This window comes from Bradyrhizobium sp. CCH5-F6 (genome assembly GCF_001556045.1).
Lineage (GTDB): Bacteria > Pseudomonadota > Alphaproteobacteria > Rhizobiales > Xanthobacteraceae > Bradyrhizobium.
On the sequence record NZ_LSIC01000050.1, the window covers coordinates 58,007 to 73,341 of the forward strand.

Sequence of the window (15,335 nt, forward strand, 5' to 3'; positions counted from 1 at the left end):
CATCGGCTTCGTCACCGCGCGGAATGATTTGATGGGTTTCGCTTTGCTCTACCCATCCTACGATCGATAAATCAGAAGCGATAGTTCGCGCCGATACGGGCTGCAGTCCGGTGACTTCTTCGGCGAGATGACGCTGATCGAAATGCAGAACCGCTCCGCCACGGTTGTCGCGGAAAGTCCGACACTGCTGTACGAGCTGACCGCGCAAAATCTCTACGCCTGCTACAAGGCCGACATCCACGCCTACGTCATCGTCCTGCAGAACATCAATCGCGAGCTGTGCCGGCGGTTGCGGCGGGCAGACGATCGGTTCGCGCGGCGCGCGGCGGATAACGACAATTGATCGTGCGCAGGATGGGGGTGACGGAGGTGTCTCAACTCGTCATTGCGAGGAGCCCTTGCGACGAAGCAATCCAGAGTCCTTCTGCGGAAAGATCCTGGATTGCTTCGCTTCGCTCGCAATGACGGAGTGTGTCGCTCACTCGCGCACGCCCCACCCGTCCCGCAAGCCCGCGCCCTGATACGGCTACAGCAGTGCCATCGAGTGCAGCGAATTTCTATGAAAGCCGAAGGCAACGATGCCGGAAAGAAGCAGCGCAGTCCCAGCCACGATCAGGCAAAACGCGAACACTGGCGAAACCTCTGGTTCGTCACGAATGCCAAAGACCATAATAGATAAAACTTTACCGACAATCGAAAGGAAGAATTAACCTTACCACAGCGGCCCCATCGCGCGCCGTCGGGCAAAACACCTCGACCCCGTCAACCCTCCGCCGCGAAAATATTCCACTTTAACGAAATTCGGAAATACGGCACTCTCCCGCCATCCCGGTCCGGGGAGAGGGGCGATCGTACGTCGTCACGAACGTGGACCGGGCTGCGGTGGACGCGGCAGTGCCGGGCACGCGAGGGTGGGGCCAGGGCGAGATGAACCTCGTGAGGTCTCACTGCGTGCGGACGAACGGCGCTCACGTCCGGCGAAGCCCTTGGGCGGCGCCGGGCCGGCTGCGTACGGCGAAAGCGCGTGGTCCTGACCGTCGTTGCTACGGTCAAGCCTTGCGGAGATGGATCGGGGCCCAACCGGGTCGCGATGCATCGCCAATTCGCGAGGTGACGGAGGCCAGAAGGAACTCGGCTCCGGGGAGAGCGCGCATAAGCCGTCGAACCATCGCGCAGGGAAGGCCGGGTGTTTTCCGGCCTACCTGTTGTCCCGCTTGCGCATTTGCGTGTGCAAATTCTTCGCGCGGCGGATCAAGGGTGCCAGCCGGCACCCGGCCTTCCCTGCGCTCTCTTCAAGGAAGAGGGTCAAGGAAACGAGCAAAACTCGGGCGCTTCAAGCCGCGAGAATGCTGCTTCATGCGCGAACGCAGGAATGACCCGGCGTTCTCGCTTCGCCAGTGCCGCTTGAGGATCAGCGACGGGCAGCGATCGCGGTCAGCTCAAGCCTGACGCCTTTGCCGAGATCCGCGCCGCCGATGGCGGCGCGTGCCGGCAGATGCTCCGCGGTGAAATAGCGCTTCCAAACCTGGTTGAACGCCGCCTTGTCGGCGAGATCAGCCATGAAGATGGTCACCTGCAGAACGCAGGAGAGATCGGAGCCGGCCCCCTCGAGCAGGGTCTTCAGCTGGCGAAGCACATCCTCGGCCTGGCCTGCCATGTCGAGCCCGGCATCCTCGGGGACGATGCCGCCGAGATAGAGCACGCCGTTATGCTCGACGATCTCGTGGAGCAGTCCTTCATAGGGCAGGGAACGTTTGATCACGATGGCATCCGTGGAAGTTGCTGGCTCGCTGGCCAGGCTCAAGGCTTGATTCAATAAGGCTTGTTTCAACAAGGCTCGCTTCAATAGCGAAGGCTGGTGCTGCCAGACAGGATTGAACTGTCGACCTCTCCATTACCAATGGAGTGCTCTACCACTGAGCTACGGCAGCATGTGCTGGTGAAGAATCGGGCGCCCGAGGGGCCGACCAAGCGGGCCGATATCTGCCACAAGCCCCCCTCCTGCGCAAGCTTGCCAGGCTGATCGGGACGAGAAAATCGGGCCGATATCGGGGCCAAAATGCCCGGTTTGGCTCGAAATCTCCGATTTTGCGCCGATTCCGGTTCCGATATCCCGGCCAACCGGGTAGTTGCCGGAACGCGGGACTTGGCTCCATTTCGCGCTTCGCACGCATTGGCCTCTTGAGCTGCCACACTTCGGTGGCATCCTGTCGTCGATCCCGTCAATGGACCCTGGATGACTGATCAGACCGACAAGAACGCGAGCCAGGCGAGGGCGTCCCGGGACGACCGCCTGAAATCGGCGCTGCGCGAAAACCTGAAGCGGCGGAAGATGCAGGCCCGCGAACGCGCCGCAATCACCGACCCCTCGCAGAACGACGATGGTTCCCTAAATGAGGGGACCGCCGGCAAGACCGGCAGTTGAAGGCGGACGGCTGGAATTTGTGGAGTGCATGACGTGGCAATGGGGCAGGACCAACCGCAACGAACCGACCGTGACGCGCAGCTGTCGCGATTCGCGCGCCCGGAACAGACCTTTCCGGCGCTGACGCCCGCCGAGATCGAACGGATCAGGCAGTTCGGCGAGATCCGCACTTTCGCGGACGGCGAGTTGCTGTTCGAGACGGGCAAGCCCGGGCCCGGCATGTTCGTCGTGCTGAAGGGCCATGTCGCCATCACCCAGCGCGACGGACTCGGCCACGTCACCCCGGTGATCGACCAGGGGCCGGGGCAATTCCTGGCCGAGCTCAGCCAGCTCTCCGGCCGGCCTGCGCTGGTCGATGGCCGCGCCGAGGGCGATGTCGAGACGCTGCTGTTGCCGCCGGACCGGCTGCGTGCGCTGCTGGTCGCCGAGGCCGAACTCGGCGAGCGCATCATGCGCGCGCTGATCCTGCGCCGGGTCAATCTGATCCAGGACGGCGCCGGTGGTCCCGTGCTGATCGGACCGTCGAACTCCGCCGGCGTGGTCCGGTTGCAGGGATTCCTCACCCGCAACGGCCAGCCGCATCATCTGCTCGATCCCGATCGCGATCGCGATGCGGCCGAATTGATCGCGCGGTATTTGCCCAAGCCCGACGACTGGCCGCTGGTCGTCACCGCCGATGGCGCGGTGCTGCGCAATCCCAACGAGACCGACCTCGCGCGCGCCATCGGCATGATCGGCGGCGCGAACGGTGACCGCATCTACGACGTTGCGGTGGTCGGCTGCGGCCCCGCGGGGCTCGCCACCGCCGTGTATGCCGCGTCCGAAGGGCTGTCGGTCGCGGTGCTCGACACCCGCGCCTTCGGCGGTCAGGCCGGCGCCAGCGCGCGCATCGAGAACTATCTGGGCTTTCCGACCGGAATCTCCGGCCAGGCCCTGACCGCGCGTGCCTTCACCCAGGCGCAGAAGTTCGGTGCCGACATCATGATTCCGGTGACGGTGAAGTCGCTCGACTGCACGCGCAAGGACGGTGCATTTTCGGTGGCGCTCGAGGGCAGCGATCCCCTGCGTTCGCGCGCGGTGGTGGTCGCAAGCGGCGCGCGCTATCGCCGGCCCGACATCGCGAACCTCGACAAGTTCGAAGGCCGCGGCGTCTGGTACTGGGCTTCGCCCGTGGAGGCGCGGCTCTGCGCCGGCGAGGAAGTCGCGCTGGTTGGGGCCGGCAATTCGGCAGGCCAGGCGGCCGTGTTCCTGTCGGGTCATGCCAAGAGAGTCTTGATGATCATCCGCGGCGGCGGCCTGGGCGCGAGCATGTCGCGCTATCTCATTGAGCGCATCGAAGCCACGCCGAACATCGAATTGATGTTCAACACCGAGATCACGGCGCTCGAAGGCGACGAGGCCTCGCTGCTGCGGCGCATCCGCTGGAAGAGCCGGCTCTCGGACGACGAGGATTTTGCCGACATCCGCAATCTCTTCCTGTTCGTCGGCGCCGATCCCGCCACCGCCTGGCTCGACGGCTGCGGCGTCACGCTCGACCGCGGCGGCTTCGTCGTGACAGGTGCGCAGTCCGAGCAGAACCAGGGCAAGCTGGTGGCGCCGCTGGAAACCTCCGTGCCCGGCGTCTATGCCGTCGGCGACGTCCGCTCCGGCTCGGTCAAGCGCGTCGGCGGCGCCATCGGCGAAGGCGCCCAGGTCGTGGCGTCCCTGCACGGCTATCTCGGCGACGCCGCAAAACCGGCGCTCTAGGCAAGGACAAGTGAAGAAAATGGCAAGCGGAATGAGGCTTGCCATCGTGCCGGCAAGTACAGACTATCTCATCATCCTGAGGAGCCGCGATAGCGGCGTCTCGAAGGATGAAGGCCTGGATGCAACAGCCAGGCCTGCATGGTTCGCGTGGCGATGCGAAGCATCGTCCGCAGGGGCGCTGGCGCGCCTCCTCACCATGAGGATCCAACAGAAGAAGTTTCAAAGGGAGGACTAAATGGCTGAAATCGTCGTGCTCTACAAAACGCCCAAGGACGCTGCCGCCTTCGACAAGTACTATGCCGAGACGCACATCCCGCTCGCCAAGAAACTTCCCGGGCTGAAGAAATACGCCGTCAGCAAGGGGCCGGTTGCATCTCCCGCAGGTCCTTCCGGGATTCATCTCGTTGCCATTCTCACCTTCGACAGCGTGGCCGACATTCAAGCGGCATTCGCCAGTCCGGAAGGCAAGGCGACCGGCGCCGACGTGCCGAAATTCGCCAGCGGCGGCGCTGACTTGCTGATCTTCGACACCAAGGACGTGTGAGATGCGTCGCATCGGCCCGCCGGTCGCGGGCCGATGTTGCAACGCCGGATTCAACTTTCGTCGCAATCTGCTGCGATTTGCGACAGCGATGCGAAAAATTCAGCCACGCGTTTGCCAATTCGCACGATGACGCATGGCTGCGCCACTGCATGTGACGACAACGCAGGTGGTAATCCGATGAGGACCGTAATACTACTCTCATCGTCTCAACGCGGAGAGTAGGAGAGACCTCATGGTCCTTGGATTGAGTCTGCCCGCCCTTACGCTTCTCCATGTCGTCATCAGCCTGATCGCCATCGTCGCCGGCCTCGTCGTGATGTTCGGCCTGCTCGGCTCGAAGCCGATGCCGGGCCTCACCGCGATCTTCCTGCTCACCACGATCCTCACCAGCGCCACCGGATTCCTGTTTCCGTTCAAGGAGCTGTTGCCATCGCACATCATCGGCATCATCTCGCTGGTGCTGCTCGCGATCGCCTGCATCGCGCTGTACGGCAGGAAGCTCGCCGGCGTCTGGCGCCCGGTCTATATCGTGACCGCGATGATCTCGCTCTATTTCAACGTCTTCGTGCTGGTGATCCAGTCGTTCCTGAAGGTGCCGGCGCTCGCCGCGCTCGCGCCGGCGGTGCCGCCCGCGCCGCCGTCCGGCCCCGTGTTCGCGGTGGTGCAGGGCATCGTGCTGGTGTTCTTCGTGGTGCTCACCATCGGCGCCTGGCGCCGCTTCAGGCCGATGACGTTCGCCTGACCGTTCGCGCGCGCGACGCATTCACGTGTCATTCCGGGGCATCGCGCAGCGATGAACTCTGGTGCGCAATCGCGCACCTGAGAAGCTCGATTCAACAATCTCCAGATTCCGGGTTCACGCCGCGCGTGCCCCGAAAATGACTCTCTCACGACAGGAGCCGTGCAATGCCCACCATCACCACCAAAGACGGCGTCGAGATCTTCTACAAGGATTGGGGCTCGGGCCAGCCGATCGTGTTCAGCCATGGCTGGCCGCTGTCGTCGGACGACTGGGACGCGCAGATGATATACTTCGTGACGCGCGGCTACCGCGTCGTCGCGCATGATCGCCGCGGCCATGGCCGCTCGGCGCAGGTCGCCGACGGCCACGACATGGATCACTATGCCGACGATCTTGCCGCGCTCACCGCGCATCTCGACCTCAAGAACGCCCTTCATGTCGGTCACTCCACCGGCGGCGGCGAGGTCGTGCACTACATCGCACGCCACGGCGAGAGCCGGGTGGCGAAAGCTGCGATTCTCTCCGCGGTGCCGCCGCTGATGGTGCAGACGCCGGCCAATCCCGGCGGACTTCCCAAGAGCGTGTTCGACGATCTCCAGAAGCAGTTCGCCGCCAGCCGCACGCAATTCTATCGCGATCTCCCGGCCGGCCCGTTCTACGGCTACAACCGCCCCGGCGCACAGCCGTCGGAAGCGGTGATCCAGAATTGGTGGCGCCAGGGCATGATGGGCGGTGCGAAAGCGCATTACGACGGCATCGTCGCGTTCTCGCAGACCGACTTCACCGAGGATCTCAAGAAGATCAACGTGCCGGTGCTGGTCATGCACGGCGACGACGACCAGATCGTGCCCTACGCCGATTCCGCGCCGCTGTCGGCCAAGCTGCTCAAGAAGGGCACGCTCAAGACCTACAAGGGCTTTCCGCACGGCATGCCGACCACGCACGCGGAAACCATCAACGCCGATCTCCTGGCGTTCTTCAGGGAGTGAGAGACCTCACTTCAGTATCGCCCGGATCGCATCGAAGGTGCGCTTGACGAAAGCCTCCGGCTTCTCCCGCGCGCCTTCGCCGATCCAGCTCTCGCCGCCGACGCGCATGGCGCCGGCGGCGATCATGGCGACGAGCCGCGCTTTCTGTCGGTCCGACTTGGTGCGTGCGCGCTGTGCCAGCCCGTCGGCCAGCGCGCGTTCGATCTTTTCGTATTTGAGCTGGTCGCGCGCCTGAAGCGCGGGATTGTCGCGCTTGAGCCGCGCCATCGCCGCAGCTTCCGCAGGATCGAGCCGTTTGACCGCCGCGGCGATCGCGTTCTCCGCCGCCGTCAGCATGGATTCGTCCGCGGGCCGGGCGACGATCTCGGCGACCAGCGCGCTTGCCGCGCCCTCCTGCCAGGCGGCGACCACGTCTTCCTTCGACGCGAAATAATGGAAGAAGCTGCGTCGCGACACGTCCGCTGCCGCCGCGATGTCGTCGATGGTGGTGGCCTCGAAGCCGCGCTGCAGGAACAGGGTCATCGCCGCGCGGGCCAGCCGCTCGCGGGTCTCCTGCCGCTTGCGCTGGCGCAGACCGGTGGCGGCCGGAGATTTTCCTCCTGCGGACAATGACTTGACGCCCTTTCCGGCGAGCTTCGAAGCCTTCAAATCGTTTTCACCTCTTGCAAACTTGCACTCAGTGCACATTTAGACCGGTCGCGGGCCTTTCCCATCCCTGAAAGCCGCGGAGACATGGCATGACCGACTGGACCACGGCGCACATCCCCTCACTCAGCGGCAAGACCGTGGTCGTGACCGGGGCGACGGGCGGCCTCGGCTACGAGACGGCAATGGCGCTCGCCGGCGCCGGTGCCATCGTCATACTCACGGGGCGCGACGACGCAAAGGGCCTGCGGGCAATCGAAGGCATTTGCGAACGGTTTCCCGACGCCCTGATCGCCTATGAGCATCTCGACCTCGCAAGCCTTTCCTCCGTCGCCGATTTTGCCCGGCGCTTTGCCGCCGACAACGAACGACTCGATCTCCTCGTCAACAATGCCGGTGTGATGGCTCTGCCGAAGCGGCAGCAGACGGAGGATGGCTTCGAGATGCAGCTCGGCACCAACTACCTCGGTCACTATGCCCTGACGGCGCGGCTGTTGCCCCAGCTTCGCCGCGCCGGGGCGCCTCGCATCGTCAATCTCTCGAGCCTCGCCCACCGCTCCGGTGCGATCAATTTCGACGATCTGCAGGGCAAGCATTCCTATCGTCCATGGCGCGCCTACTGCCAATCCAAGCTGGCGATGCTGATGTTTGCGCTGGAGCTGCAACGCCGCAGCCTCGCTGCCGGCTGGGGCCTGACGAGCGTTGCCGCCCATCCCGGTTACGCGCGGACCGATCTCATCGCCAACGGTCCGGGCACCAACACCGTCCAGGGGCGGGTCGGCCGGCTGCTCCAGCCCTGGATCAGCCAGTCGGCAGCCGAAGGCGCGCTGCCCACGCTGTTTGCGGCGACTTCTCCTGACGCCGAGCCCGGTGGCTATTACGGCCCAAACGGGTTCTACGAACTGAAGGGATCGCCCGGGCCGGCGAGGATCATGCCGCAGGCGAGGGATCTCGCTGCGGCGGCCATGCTCTGGGATGCCTCGGCAACGCTGACCGGTGTATCGTTCGACGAGATCGCGGCCGCCGCATGAGCCGCGAGGCCGCTGGAGACATTTCGATGAAGGTCATCATCTTCGGCGCGACCGGCATGGTCGGGCAGGGCGTCTTGCGCGAATGCCTGCTCGACGCCGGCATCGACCATGTGCTCGTGGTCGGCCGCAGCCCGACCGGCGTGCGCGACGCCAAGCTCACCGAGATCATCCACAACGATTTCATGGACTATTCGGCGATCGAGGCGCAGCTGACCGGCTTCGATGCCTGCTTCTTCTGCCTCGGCGTCTCCTCGATCGGCATGAACGAGCAGCGCTACCGCCACCTCACCTACGATCTCACGCTCGCTGCCGCGACGACGCTGGCGCGGCTCAATCCGCAGATGATTTTCACCTATGTCACCGGCGCCGGCACCGATTCCACCGAGCGGGGCCCGCGAATGTGGGCGCGGATCAAGGGCAAGACCGAGAACGATCTCTTCAAACTGCCGTTCAAGGCCGCCTACGCGTTCCGGCCCGGCGCGATCCAGCCCCTGCATGGCGCCCGGTCCAAGACCCCCTGGGTGCAGGCTGTCTATGCCGTGAGCGGGCCGCTCTGGTCGGTGCTGCGCCGGATTTCGCCGCGGCTCGTGACATCGACGGAGCAGATCGGCCGCGCCATGATCCGCGTTGCCCGGGAGGGCTACCCGCGCAAGGTGCTGGAGATGGAGGATATCAATGGCCTCTAGCCTGCCGGCGCGTTAGTTTGTGCGGAAATTTCGGGGCCCGCGCGCGTTGAGCCCTGTCCCCTCCCAAGGAGAAGCTTCGGCGATGTCGCCCCAGCTCAAACTGATCGCGCTCGACGCCGACGATCTCGCCGTGATCTCGACCCATGTCCAGGACGCCCGGGTCCAGACCTCCGACATCATCTGGCGGCAGGGCGAGAAGCGGCTCGTGGTCGGAATGAGCCGTCTGGACTGGGGGCAGACATTGGAGGGCGAGACCGAACCACGCCGGCTGGTCGCCGCGCTCCGTTTCGACCGCGTGCTCGCCTGCAAGTCGCGCAACATCGACCTCGCCGCGCCGGACAACGTGCTGGACCTCGTCGGCATTGAATTCCACCCCCAGGACGGGCGCCCTGACGAGCCTGGCGGCAGCGCGCTGCTCTTGTTCGCCCAGGGCGGCGCCATCCGCCTGGACGTCGAATGCCTGGAATGCGAGCTGACCGATCTCGGGGCAGACGCGCTGGGAACGGGCGTTGAGGGGGAGGGGTGAAGTGGCCCGTATACCAGCCAAATGGGCTTACGCCCGCGCCGGAACGGCATCTTCCGAGGGTTGACGCAGCTTCCCGGCCGCGCCATTGAGCAGGGGGCTGGTGCGCCGATCCCGCCCCCGAAGACCAGCCGGAAGCCAAGCGAAACATGCCCGTTCGCCTCGACCGCAGCAGCGCCGATTTTGACCAGCGATTCGCCGCCTTCCTCGCCGCCAAGCGCGAGGCTTCGGCCGATGTCGAGGCCGCGGCGCGTACGATCGTCGACGACGTGGCCAGGCGTGGCGATGCCGCCCTGCTCGAAGCCACGGCAAAGTTCGACCGCCTGACGCTGGATGCATCGGGCCTCCGCGTCACCGCCGCCGAGATCGAGGCCGCCGTGAAGGCCTGCGATGCCGCGACGCTGGATGCGCTCAAGCTCGCGCGGGATCGCATCGAGACCTATCACCGCCGTCAGCTCCCGAAGGACGAGCGCTTCACCGATCCGCTCGGCGTCGAGCTCGGCTGGCGCTACACCGCGATCGAATCCGTCGGCCTCTACGTGCCGGGCGGCACTGCGGCCTATCCGTCGTCGGTGCTGATGAACGCGGTGCCCGCGAAAGTCGCCGGGGTTTCGCGCCTCGTGATGGTGGTGCCCTCGCCGGACGGCAAGCTCAATCCGCTGGTGCTGGCGGCCGCGCATCTCGGCGGCGTCACCGAGATCTATCGTGTCGGCGGCGCGCAGGCCGTCGCCGCGCTCGCACACGGCACCGCGACCATCGCACCAGTCGCAAAGATCGTCGGACCCGGCAACGCCTATGTCGCCGCCGCAAAGCGGCTGGTGTTCGGCAAGGTCGGCATCGACATGATCGCCGGCCCTTCGGAGGTGCTCGTCATCGCCGACGACACCGGCAATGCCGACTGGATCGCCGCCGACCTGTTGGCGCAGGCCGAGCACGACGCGAGCGCGCAGTCGATCCTGATCACGGACTCGGCGCGCCTTGCCGCCGACGTCGAAAAGGCGGTCGAGGCACAGTTGAAGACGTTGCCGCGCGCGGCGATCGCAGGCGCGTCCTGGGCCGATTTCGGCGCCGTCATCATGGTGAAGACTCTGGCCGACGCGATCCCGCTCGCGGACGCCATCGCCGCCGAGCATCTCGAAATCATGACTGGTGATCCCGACGCGCTCGCCGCGAAGATCCGCAATGCCGGCGCGGTGTTCCTTGGGCCCCATACGCCCGAGGCGATCGGCGATTATGTCGGCGGCTCCAATCACGTGCTGCCGACGGCGCGCTCGGCGCGATTTTCCTCGGGGCTCTCGGTGCACGACTTCATCAAGCGCACCTCGATACTGAAATGCGGACCCGATCAATTGCGTGCGCTCGGTCCGGCCGCGATGACGCTCGGCAAGGCGGAGGGGCTGGACGCCCACTCGCGCTCGATTGGATTGCGCCTCAATCTGTCATGACAAAGCCGCCCGAACAGGACGACTCGACCAATCGCATCGTCGGCGTCACGCTCGACGAGGAGTCGATCGGCCGTTCCGGGCCGGACATCGAGCATGAGCGGGCGATCGCGATCTACGATCTGATAGAGCAGAACCTGTTCGCGCCCGAGGGCGCGGACGGGAAGGGCCCGTTCACGCTGCATATCGGCATCACCGGCAACCGCCTGATGTTCGACATCCGCCGCGAGGACGGCACCCCCGTCGTCGCGCACCTGTTGTCGCTGACGCCGTTCCGGCGGATCGTGAAGGACTATTTCATGATCTGCGACAGCTACTACCAGGCGATCCGGACCGCGACGCCGGACAAGATCGAGGCGATCGACATGGGCCGCCGCGGCATCCATGACGAGGGCTCGCGCACGCTCCAGGAGCGGCTGAAGGGCAAGGTGCGGGTCGACTTCGAGACTTCGCGCCGGCTGTTCACGCTCATCACCGTCCTGCATTGGAAGGGTTAGGGCATGGCCCGGAAAAGTGTGCAGCGGTTTTCCGACAAGGCCATGCCCTCTATCAAAAGAGGCTAAGCGCGATGGCGGATCCGCCACGCGCCCGCAATCCGCAATCGGTGCTGTTCGCCTGCGCGATGAACAGCGTGCGCTCGCCGATGGCCGAGAGCCTGCTTCGGCACATGTTTCCGCAAGGCCTCTACGTGAAGTCGGCCGGCGCGAAGCGCGGTGAGCTCGATCCGTTTGCGGTGTCCGTGATGGCCGAGCTCGGCCAGGACATCTCGGCGCACAAGCCGCAGACCTTCGAGGAACTGGAGGATTGGGAGGGGCTGAATTTCGACCTCATCATCACGCTCTCGCCCGAGGCGCACCACAAGGCGCTGGAGCTGACGCGGACGCTCGCAGCCGAGGTCGAGTACTGGCCGACGCAGGATCCCACCACCATCGAAGGCAGCCGCGACCAGAAACTTGCCGCCTATCGCGAGGTCTGCGATCAGCTCTTGATGCGCATCCGCAGGCGCTTCGCGAAATTGGGCTCGGCGCCAGTCTGACACGAGACCTTGCGTAACACCCGCGTCACAGAGCGCAGGCAGATGCGTGGTGGGGAGCCTCGAATCACCAAACCTCCAGTTCCCGGGTTGTGAAACCGGCCCCCTTCCGATAGGTTCCGCGCGCAATTCACCCCGCTTCATCCCCCAAATCACCTGATGCTCGGCCGCCCCAAATTCGTACTTGCCTCCGGTTCGCCGCGTCGGCTGTCGCTGCTCAACCAGGCCGGCATCGAGCCGGACGCGCTCCGGCCGGCCGACGTCGACGAGACGCCGAAGCGGGGCGAGCTGCCGCGCGCCTGCGCCAACCGCCTCGCGCGGGCCAAGGCCGACGCGGCGCTGAAGTCGGTGCAGCTCGACGACGAGCTGCGCGGCGCCTTCATCCTTGCCGCCGACACCGTGGTGGCGGTCGGCCGCCGTATCCTGCCCAAGGCCAATCTGGTGGATGAGGCTGCGCAATGCCTGCGGCTGCTGTCGGGACGCAACCACCGCGTCTACACCGCGATCTGCCTCGTCACGCCGCGCGAGGCATTCCGCCAGCGCCTGGTCGAGACCCGTGTGCGCTTCAAGCGTCTGTCGGAGGACGACATCCAGGCCTATATCGGCTCCGGCGAATGGCGCGGCAAAGCCGGCGGCTATGCCGTGCAGGGCATCGCCGGCTCCTTCGTGGTCAAGATGGTGGGGTCCTACACCAACGTCGTCGGCCTGCCGCTCTACGAGACCACGACGCTGCTCGGCGGCGAAGGCTTTCCGATCCGCTTCGGCTGGCTCAACACCACCGCGGTGTGAGCCGCGAGAACCCGCGCCTGCGAGATTCGCGAAAACAACCCCATGCACAGTAGAATTGGCCTCGCGGATTCGTCGGCGACGCCTGCGCCGCCGTCCGCGGAACCCGTGTGCCGACAGGCGCTTGACCTCTCTCACCCCGCGTAAGCCGCCCCGACCATGGACGACCACGTCAAAACGCCCGCCGCTCCGCTCAAGCCCTGCCCGATCTGCGGCAAGCCGCAGGCACAGGCCACCCGCCCATTCTGCTCCTCGCGCTGCCGCGACGTCGATCTGAACCGCTGGCTGAAAGGCACCTATGTCATCCCCGGCCGTGACGATGACGTGGACGACGTCGAATAGCTAAGTAATATCAATTCATTAAAGGTGTGGTTGCCACGCCGCGCGGTAGCAATGGCAGGTTGGCCCCACCTTGTGCACAGCCGGGCCGCGCCCGGCGAAGCCTCTTGGCGAAGCCGGGTGGACAGGCAGCCCTCGGGCCACTATAAACCGCCCGCTCGATGGGCTTTGGCCCCTCTCTTGGAGCACGCCCAGGTAGCTCAGTTGGTAGAGCATGCGACTGAAAATCGCAGTGTCGGTGGTTCGATTCCGCCCCTGGGCACCATTCCTGAACAGATTTACGAACCAGGGTCCTCGGTTCGCCGTTCGGGCCGAGCGTGGCCCGGATATTGTCATTCGAGCCGATGATCCGGATGGTGCTCTCGCTCACAACGATGGCATCCACAATCGCGCTGAGGTAGGCCTTTCGGGCGGCCACGTCGCCTGACACGAGCTGTTCGCGCATCAAACGGATGAAGCGGTCGACGGCCACAGGGTCGATCTCGATCGGGGCCGCGCTGGATTTCCTGGCGTAGTCGAGGGCCTCACGAGCCCGGTCGCGGGTCGTCTTCAAGGCGGCCACGCGTTCCTTCAGCGTCGGGTCCGTGCCGTCGATGGTGCCGGCCTCAATCGAGGCATAGAGACGTGAGAGGCGTTCTTCAGCATCGGTAACCTGACGAGCGAGGTCGACCAGGCGGCGGTCAGCAGACGCCTGCCGGTCGTCTCGGCGGGCCTTCAGGTTGGTCAGGATGGCCATCACCCGTTCGGGCTGCAGAAGCTGATTCAGCAGGGCCTCGACCACGAGCTTCTCGATGACCGGACGAGGAATCTTGCGGTTACTGCAGGAGGCGCCATCGGCGTGCTTATGCGGCCCCTTTTTGATGGACTGGATGCATTTGTAATAGCTGTAGATGACGCCGGTCCGGGAGGTGCCGGTAGCGGTGGTCAGGGCACAGGACTTGGCGCAGTCGCAACGGACGAGGCCGCCCAGCAAGGACGGCGCCGAGACGAGCCGCGGCCCACGAGATCTCGGGCGGCGTGACACCAGCAGGGCCTGAACCGCCTCGAAGGTCGCCGGGTCGATGATGACGGGAATTTCGTATTCGATGATCTCGGACTGCGCCTTGCGCTCGCCGTCGCCCTTGCGATCAAACTCGTTGAAGTTCCGCACGCCGGTGTAGGCGCGGCGCGTGAGCATTTCGTGGACGGTGCCGGTCCCGAACAGCGAACCGTTGCGCGAGCGATAGCCGCTCGCGTTCAGCCACTCCGCGATCTTCTTCGTGCCCAGCGGGCCGCTATTGCCGTCGCCGTTCTTGGCCAGATCGAAGGCGCGGATCACCACTTCCGCTTCAACCGGTTCGATGGCAAGCTTTTTCTTCTGTTTGTTGCCGATGACCTCTGCGTCGATGGATTTGTAGCCAAAGGGAATGATGCCGCCGTTGGAGTAGCCGAGCTGAGCATTGGCCTTCATCGTTCTCATCGTGGAACGACTGGTCTCCTTAGACTGGTATTCGTTGACGATACCGATGAACTTCCTGAACATGTCGCCGGTGTCATCGTTCGCCAGCGGCTCGGCGTGCGAGATTAGCTCCACCTTATGCTTGCGCAGGGTTTGGACGGTCAGCTCTTGCTCGACTTGGTTTCGGAAAGCCCGCGAAAACGAATACACCATGATCGCGTCGACAGTGCGCGTGCCGTCGGTCGCGCGCGCAATCATCTGCTCGAACGCCGGCCGCTTCATGTTGGTCGCAGTCTCACCCTCTTCGCGGAAGATGCCGGCGATATGGTCGCCGTCGCGCTTGCAGCGCGCGATCAAATTCTTTTCCTGTGAGTTGAGGCTGAGCTGGTTACTGCTCTGCTTTTCAGTTGAGACGCGAATATAAATCAGGACATTGCGCGGCCGCGGCCCGGCGGCGTTGTCGGGAGCTTCTGAGACTTGAAGGTTCTTGCGGGCCATCGGCAGCTTCCTCACGCGATACAGAAGAAAAGAGTCTATCGATGCAGGGGAATCAGGGGAAGTGATACTTCGCCTGACTCCCCTGCAGGGTTAAGATCAGGGAAGCGGGACCTCGTTTGCGACCACATTCCACCGCTGCCGGAAGCCCTCCCACAGAAGCTCTCTGTTGGTGGCGAGCAGCAACTCAAACGTCTCCTGGGCGCCGTTCGGAATGCGACGGAAGCCTTCCACGAACATGTCGTGACGCTGCTCTTCCGTGAGCTCGCGCAACTGGCGGATCGCCGGCAGCCGACCGAGCACCCTGAAGCAGCTCTCCGGATCGGGGGCGAAATCGGTCTTGTTGGCGATCGCATCGATCGATGCGAGCACCAACCCCAGCGCGGCCTCAACGGCGAAGTTGGCGAAGTGCTCGACCTGCATGCGAGGCATGGTGTTGGTGTCGAGCGGGAGGTTGTTGTCGGGCATGGT

General features: G+C 64.7%; 16 protein-coding genes, 2 tRNA genes and 2 pseudogenes. 15 read left to right on the forward strand and 5 right to left on the reverse strand.

All coding sequences use genetic code 11. The annotated features are described in order from the left end of the window. Window positions 1-100: 100 nt before the first annotated feature. Window positions 101-343 (forward strand): annotated as a pseudogene (locus tag AX729_RS08675) (cyclic nucleotide-binding domain-containing protein); the annotation flags it as partial. Between the two features lie 1,068 nt (window positions 344-1,411). Here the strand turns inward: AX729_RS08675 and AX729_RS08680 are convergent. Both AX729_RS08680 and AX729_RS08685 read right to left on the reverse strand, forming a co-directional pair. Next, window positions 1,412-1,762 (reverse strand): RidA family protein, encoded by a 351-nt coding sequence (locus AX729_RS08680; RefSeq protein WP_082770385.1) that lies wholly within the window; start codon window positions 1,760-1,762, stop codon window positions 1,412-1,414. Between the two features lie 94 nt (window positions 1,763-1,856). Then, a tRNA-Thr gene (locus AX729_RS08685) sits at window positions 1,857-1,931 on the reverse strand. A gap of 305 nt (window positions 1,932-2,236) precedes the next feature. Between AX729_RS08685 and AX729_RS08690 the strand changes: the two genes are divergently transcribed. The 5 genes from AX729_RS08690 to AX729_RS08715 all read left to right on the forward strand — a co-directional run bounded on the left by AX729_RS08690 (window position 2,237) and on the right by AX729_RS08715 (window position 6,446). Beyond that, window positions 2,237-2,425, forward strand: coding sequence for a hypothetical protein (locus AX729_RS08690; protein ID WP_061022042.1), 189 nt, complete (start codon window positions 2,237-2,239; stop codon window positions 2,423-2,425). A gap of 39 nt (window positions 2,426-2,464) precedes the next feature. Then, window positions 2,465-4,171, forward strand: a complete 1,707-nt coding sequence (locus AX729_RS08695; protein WP_061022043.1) for an FAD-dependent oxidoreductase — start codon at window positions 2,465-2,467, stop codon at window positions 4,169-4,171. Between the two features lie 235 nt (window positions 4,172-4,406). Continuing rightward, window positions 4,407-4,715 carry an EthD family reductase gene (locus tag AX729_RS08705; protein WP_035706504.1) on the forward strand — a complete coding sequence of 103 codons (309 nt, stop codon included), beginning with the start codon at window positions 4,407-4,409 and terminating at the stop codon, window positions 4,713-4,715. A gap of 232 nt (window positions 4,716-4,947) precedes the next feature. Next, window positions 4,948-5,457, forward strand: coding sequence for a hypothetical protein (locus AX729_RS08710; protein ID WP_061022048.1), 510 nt, complete (start codon window positions 4,948-4,950; stop codon window positions 5,455-5,457). Between the two features lie 164 nt (window positions 5,458-5,621). Next, window positions 5,622-6,446, forward strand: a complete 825-nt coding sequence (locus tag AX729_RS08715) for an alpha/beta fold hydrolase (protein ID WP_061022050.1) — start codon at window positions 5,622-5,624, stop codon at window positions 6,444-6,446. A gap of 6 nt (window positions 6,447-6,452) precedes the next feature. On the opposite strand, the gene AX729_RS08720 is transcribed toward AX729_RS08715, so the two are convergent. Next, complete coding sequence (locus AX729_RS08720; RefSeq protein WP_061022051.1) at window positions 6,453-7,094, reverse strand: TetR/AcrR family transcriptional regulator; 642 nt, start codon at window positions 7,092-7,094, stop codon at window positions 6,453-6,455. 89 nt (window positions 7,095-7,183) lie between these two features. On the opposite strand from AX729_RS08720, the gene AX729_RS08725 reads away from it, so the two are divergent. The 9 genes from AX729_RS08725 (at window position 7,184) to AX729_RS08765 (ending at window position 13,196) form a co-directional block, all read left to right on the forward strand. Beyond that, window positions 7,184-8,122 (forward strand): SDR family oxidoreductase, encoded by a 939-nt coding sequence (locus AX729_RS08725; RefSeq protein ID WP_061022054.1) that lies wholly within the window; start codon window positions 7,184-7,186, stop codon window positions 8,120-8,122. 26 nt (window positions 8,123-8,148) lie between these two features. Further along, window positions 8,149-8,808 carry an NAD(P)H-binding protein gene (locus AX729_RS08730; protein ID WP_061022143.1) on the forward strand — a complete coding sequence of 220 codons (660 nt, stop codon included), beginning with the start codon at window positions 8,149-8,151 and terminating at the stop codon, window positions 8,806-8,808. Between the two features lie 82 nt (window positions 8,809-8,890). Further along, window positions 8,891-9,334: a DUF2948 family protein gene (locus AX729_RS08735; RefSeq protein WP_061022056.1), complete on the forward strand. Its 444-nt coding sequence runs from the start codon at window positions 8,891-8,893 to the stop codon at window positions 9,332-9,334. A 146-nt stretch (window positions 9,335-9,480) separates the two neighbouring features. Beyond that, on the forward strand, window positions 9,481-10,776 hold the full coding sequence (gene hisD / locus AX729_RS08740) for a histidinol dehydrogenase (protein ID WP_061022058.1): 1,296 nt from the start codon (window positions 9,481-9,483) through the stop codon (window positions 10,774-10,776). Beyond that, window positions 10,773-11,270, forward strand: a complete 498-nt coding sequence (locus AX729_RS08745) for a UPF0262 family protein (protein WP_061022060.1) — start codon at window positions 10,773-10,775, stop codon at window positions 11,268-11,270. Before hisD ends, AX729_RS08745 begins: the two co-directional genes overlap by 4 nt. A 71-nt stretch (window positions 11,271-11,341) precedes the next feature. After that, window positions 11,342-11,809: an arsenate-mycothiol transferase ArsC gene (locus AX729_RS08750; RefSeq protein WP_061022062.1), complete on the forward strand. Its 468-nt coding sequence runs from the start codon at window positions 11,342-11,344 to the stop codon at window positions 11,807-11,809. 156 nt (window positions 11,810-11,965) lie between these two features. Continuing rightward, complete coding sequence (locus AX729_RS08755) at window positions 11,966-12,595, forward strand: Maf-like protein (RefSeq protein WP_057027605.1); 630 nt, start codon at window positions 11,966-11,968, stop codon at window positions 12,593-12,595. A gap of 156 nt (window positions 12,596-12,751) precedes the next feature. Beyond that, entirely contained in the window at window positions 12,752-12,934 is a 183-nt protein-coding gene (gene yacG / locus AX729_RS08760) for a DNA gyrase inhibitor YacG (RefSeq protein WP_061022064.1), read from the forward strand. 186 nt (window positions 12,935-13,120) lie between these two features. Then, window positions 13,121-13,196 (forward strand) — tRNA-Phe (locus AX729_RS08765). Window positions 13,197-13,709: 513 nt separating this feature from the next. On the opposite strand, the pseudogene AX729_RS41730 reads toward AX729_RS08765, so the two are convergent. Then, window positions 13,710-14,867, reverse strand: a pseudogene (locus tag AX729_RS41730) (recombinase family protein); the annotation flags it as partial. 96 nt (window positions 14,868-14,963) lie between these two features. Further along, the gene (locus AX729_RS08780; RefSeq protein ID WP_061022070.1) at window positions 14,964-15,332 is read right to left on the reverse strand and encodes a hypothetical protein; all 369 of its coding nucleotides are present in this window, start codon (window positions 15,330-15,332) and stop codon (window positions 14,964-14,966) included. Window positions 15,333-15,335 lie beyond the last annotated feature (3 nt).

Excerpts from the sequence above, each read along its gene's own strand:
- AX729_RS08710 (WP_061022048.1), top strand. The coding sequence starts at position 4,948 with ATGGTCCTTGGATTGAGTCTGCCCGCCCTTACGCTTCTCCATGTCGTC.
- AX729_RS08745 (WP_061022060.1), top strand. The coding sequence starts at position 10,773 with ATGACAAAGCCGCCCGAACAGGACGACTCGACCAATCGCATCGTCGGC.
- AX729_RS08755 (WP_057027605.1), top strand. The coding sequence starts at position 11,966 with ATGCTCGGCCGCCCCAAATTCGTACTTGCCTCCGGTTCGCCGCGTCGG.
- AX729_RS08730 (WP_061022143.1), top strand. The coding sequence starts at position 8,149 with ATGAAGGTCATCATCTTCGGCGCGACCGGCATGGTCGGGCAGGGCGTC.
- AX729_RS08735 (WP_061022056.1), top strand. The coding sequence starts at position 8,891 with ATGTCGCCCCAGCTCAAACTGATCGCGCTCGACGCCGACGATCTCGCC.
- AX729_RS08780 (WP_061022070.1), bottom strand. The coding sequence starts at position 15,332 with ATGCCCGACAACAACCTCCCGCTCGACACCAACACCATGCCTCGCATG.
- AX729_RS08690 (WP_061022042.1), top strand. The coding sequence starts at position 2,237 with ATGACTGATCAGACCGACAAGAACGCGAGCCAGGCGAGGGCGTCCCGG.
- AX729_RS08695 (WP_061022043.1), top strand. The coding sequence starts at position 2,465 with ATGGGGCAGGACCAACCGCAACGAACCGACCGTGACGCGCAGCTGTCG.
- hisD (WP_061022058.1), top strand. The coding sequence starts at position 9,481 with ATGCCCGTTCGCCTCGACCGCAGCAGCGCCGATTTTGACCAGCGATTC.
- AX729_RS08715 (WP_061022050.1), top strand. The coding sequence starts at position 5,622 with ATGCCCACCATCACCACCAAAGACGGCGTCGAGATCTTCTACAAGGAT.
- AX729_RS08725 (WP_061022054.1), top strand. The coding sequence starts at position 7,184 with ATGACCGACTGGACCACGGCGCACATCCCCTCACTCAGCGGCAAGACC.
- yacG (WP_061022064.1), top strand. The coding sequence starts at position 12,752 with ATGGACGACCACGTCAAAACGCCCGCCGCTCCGCTCAAGCCCTGCCCG.
- AX729_RS08750 (WP_061022062.1), top strand. The coding sequence starts at position 11,342 with ATGGCGGATCCGCCACGCGCCCGCAATCCGCAATCGGTGCTGTTCGCC.
- AX729_RS08705 (WP_035706504.1), top strand. The coding sequence starts at position 4,407 with ATGGCTGAAATCGTCGTGCTCTACAAAACGCCCAAGGACGCTGCCGCC.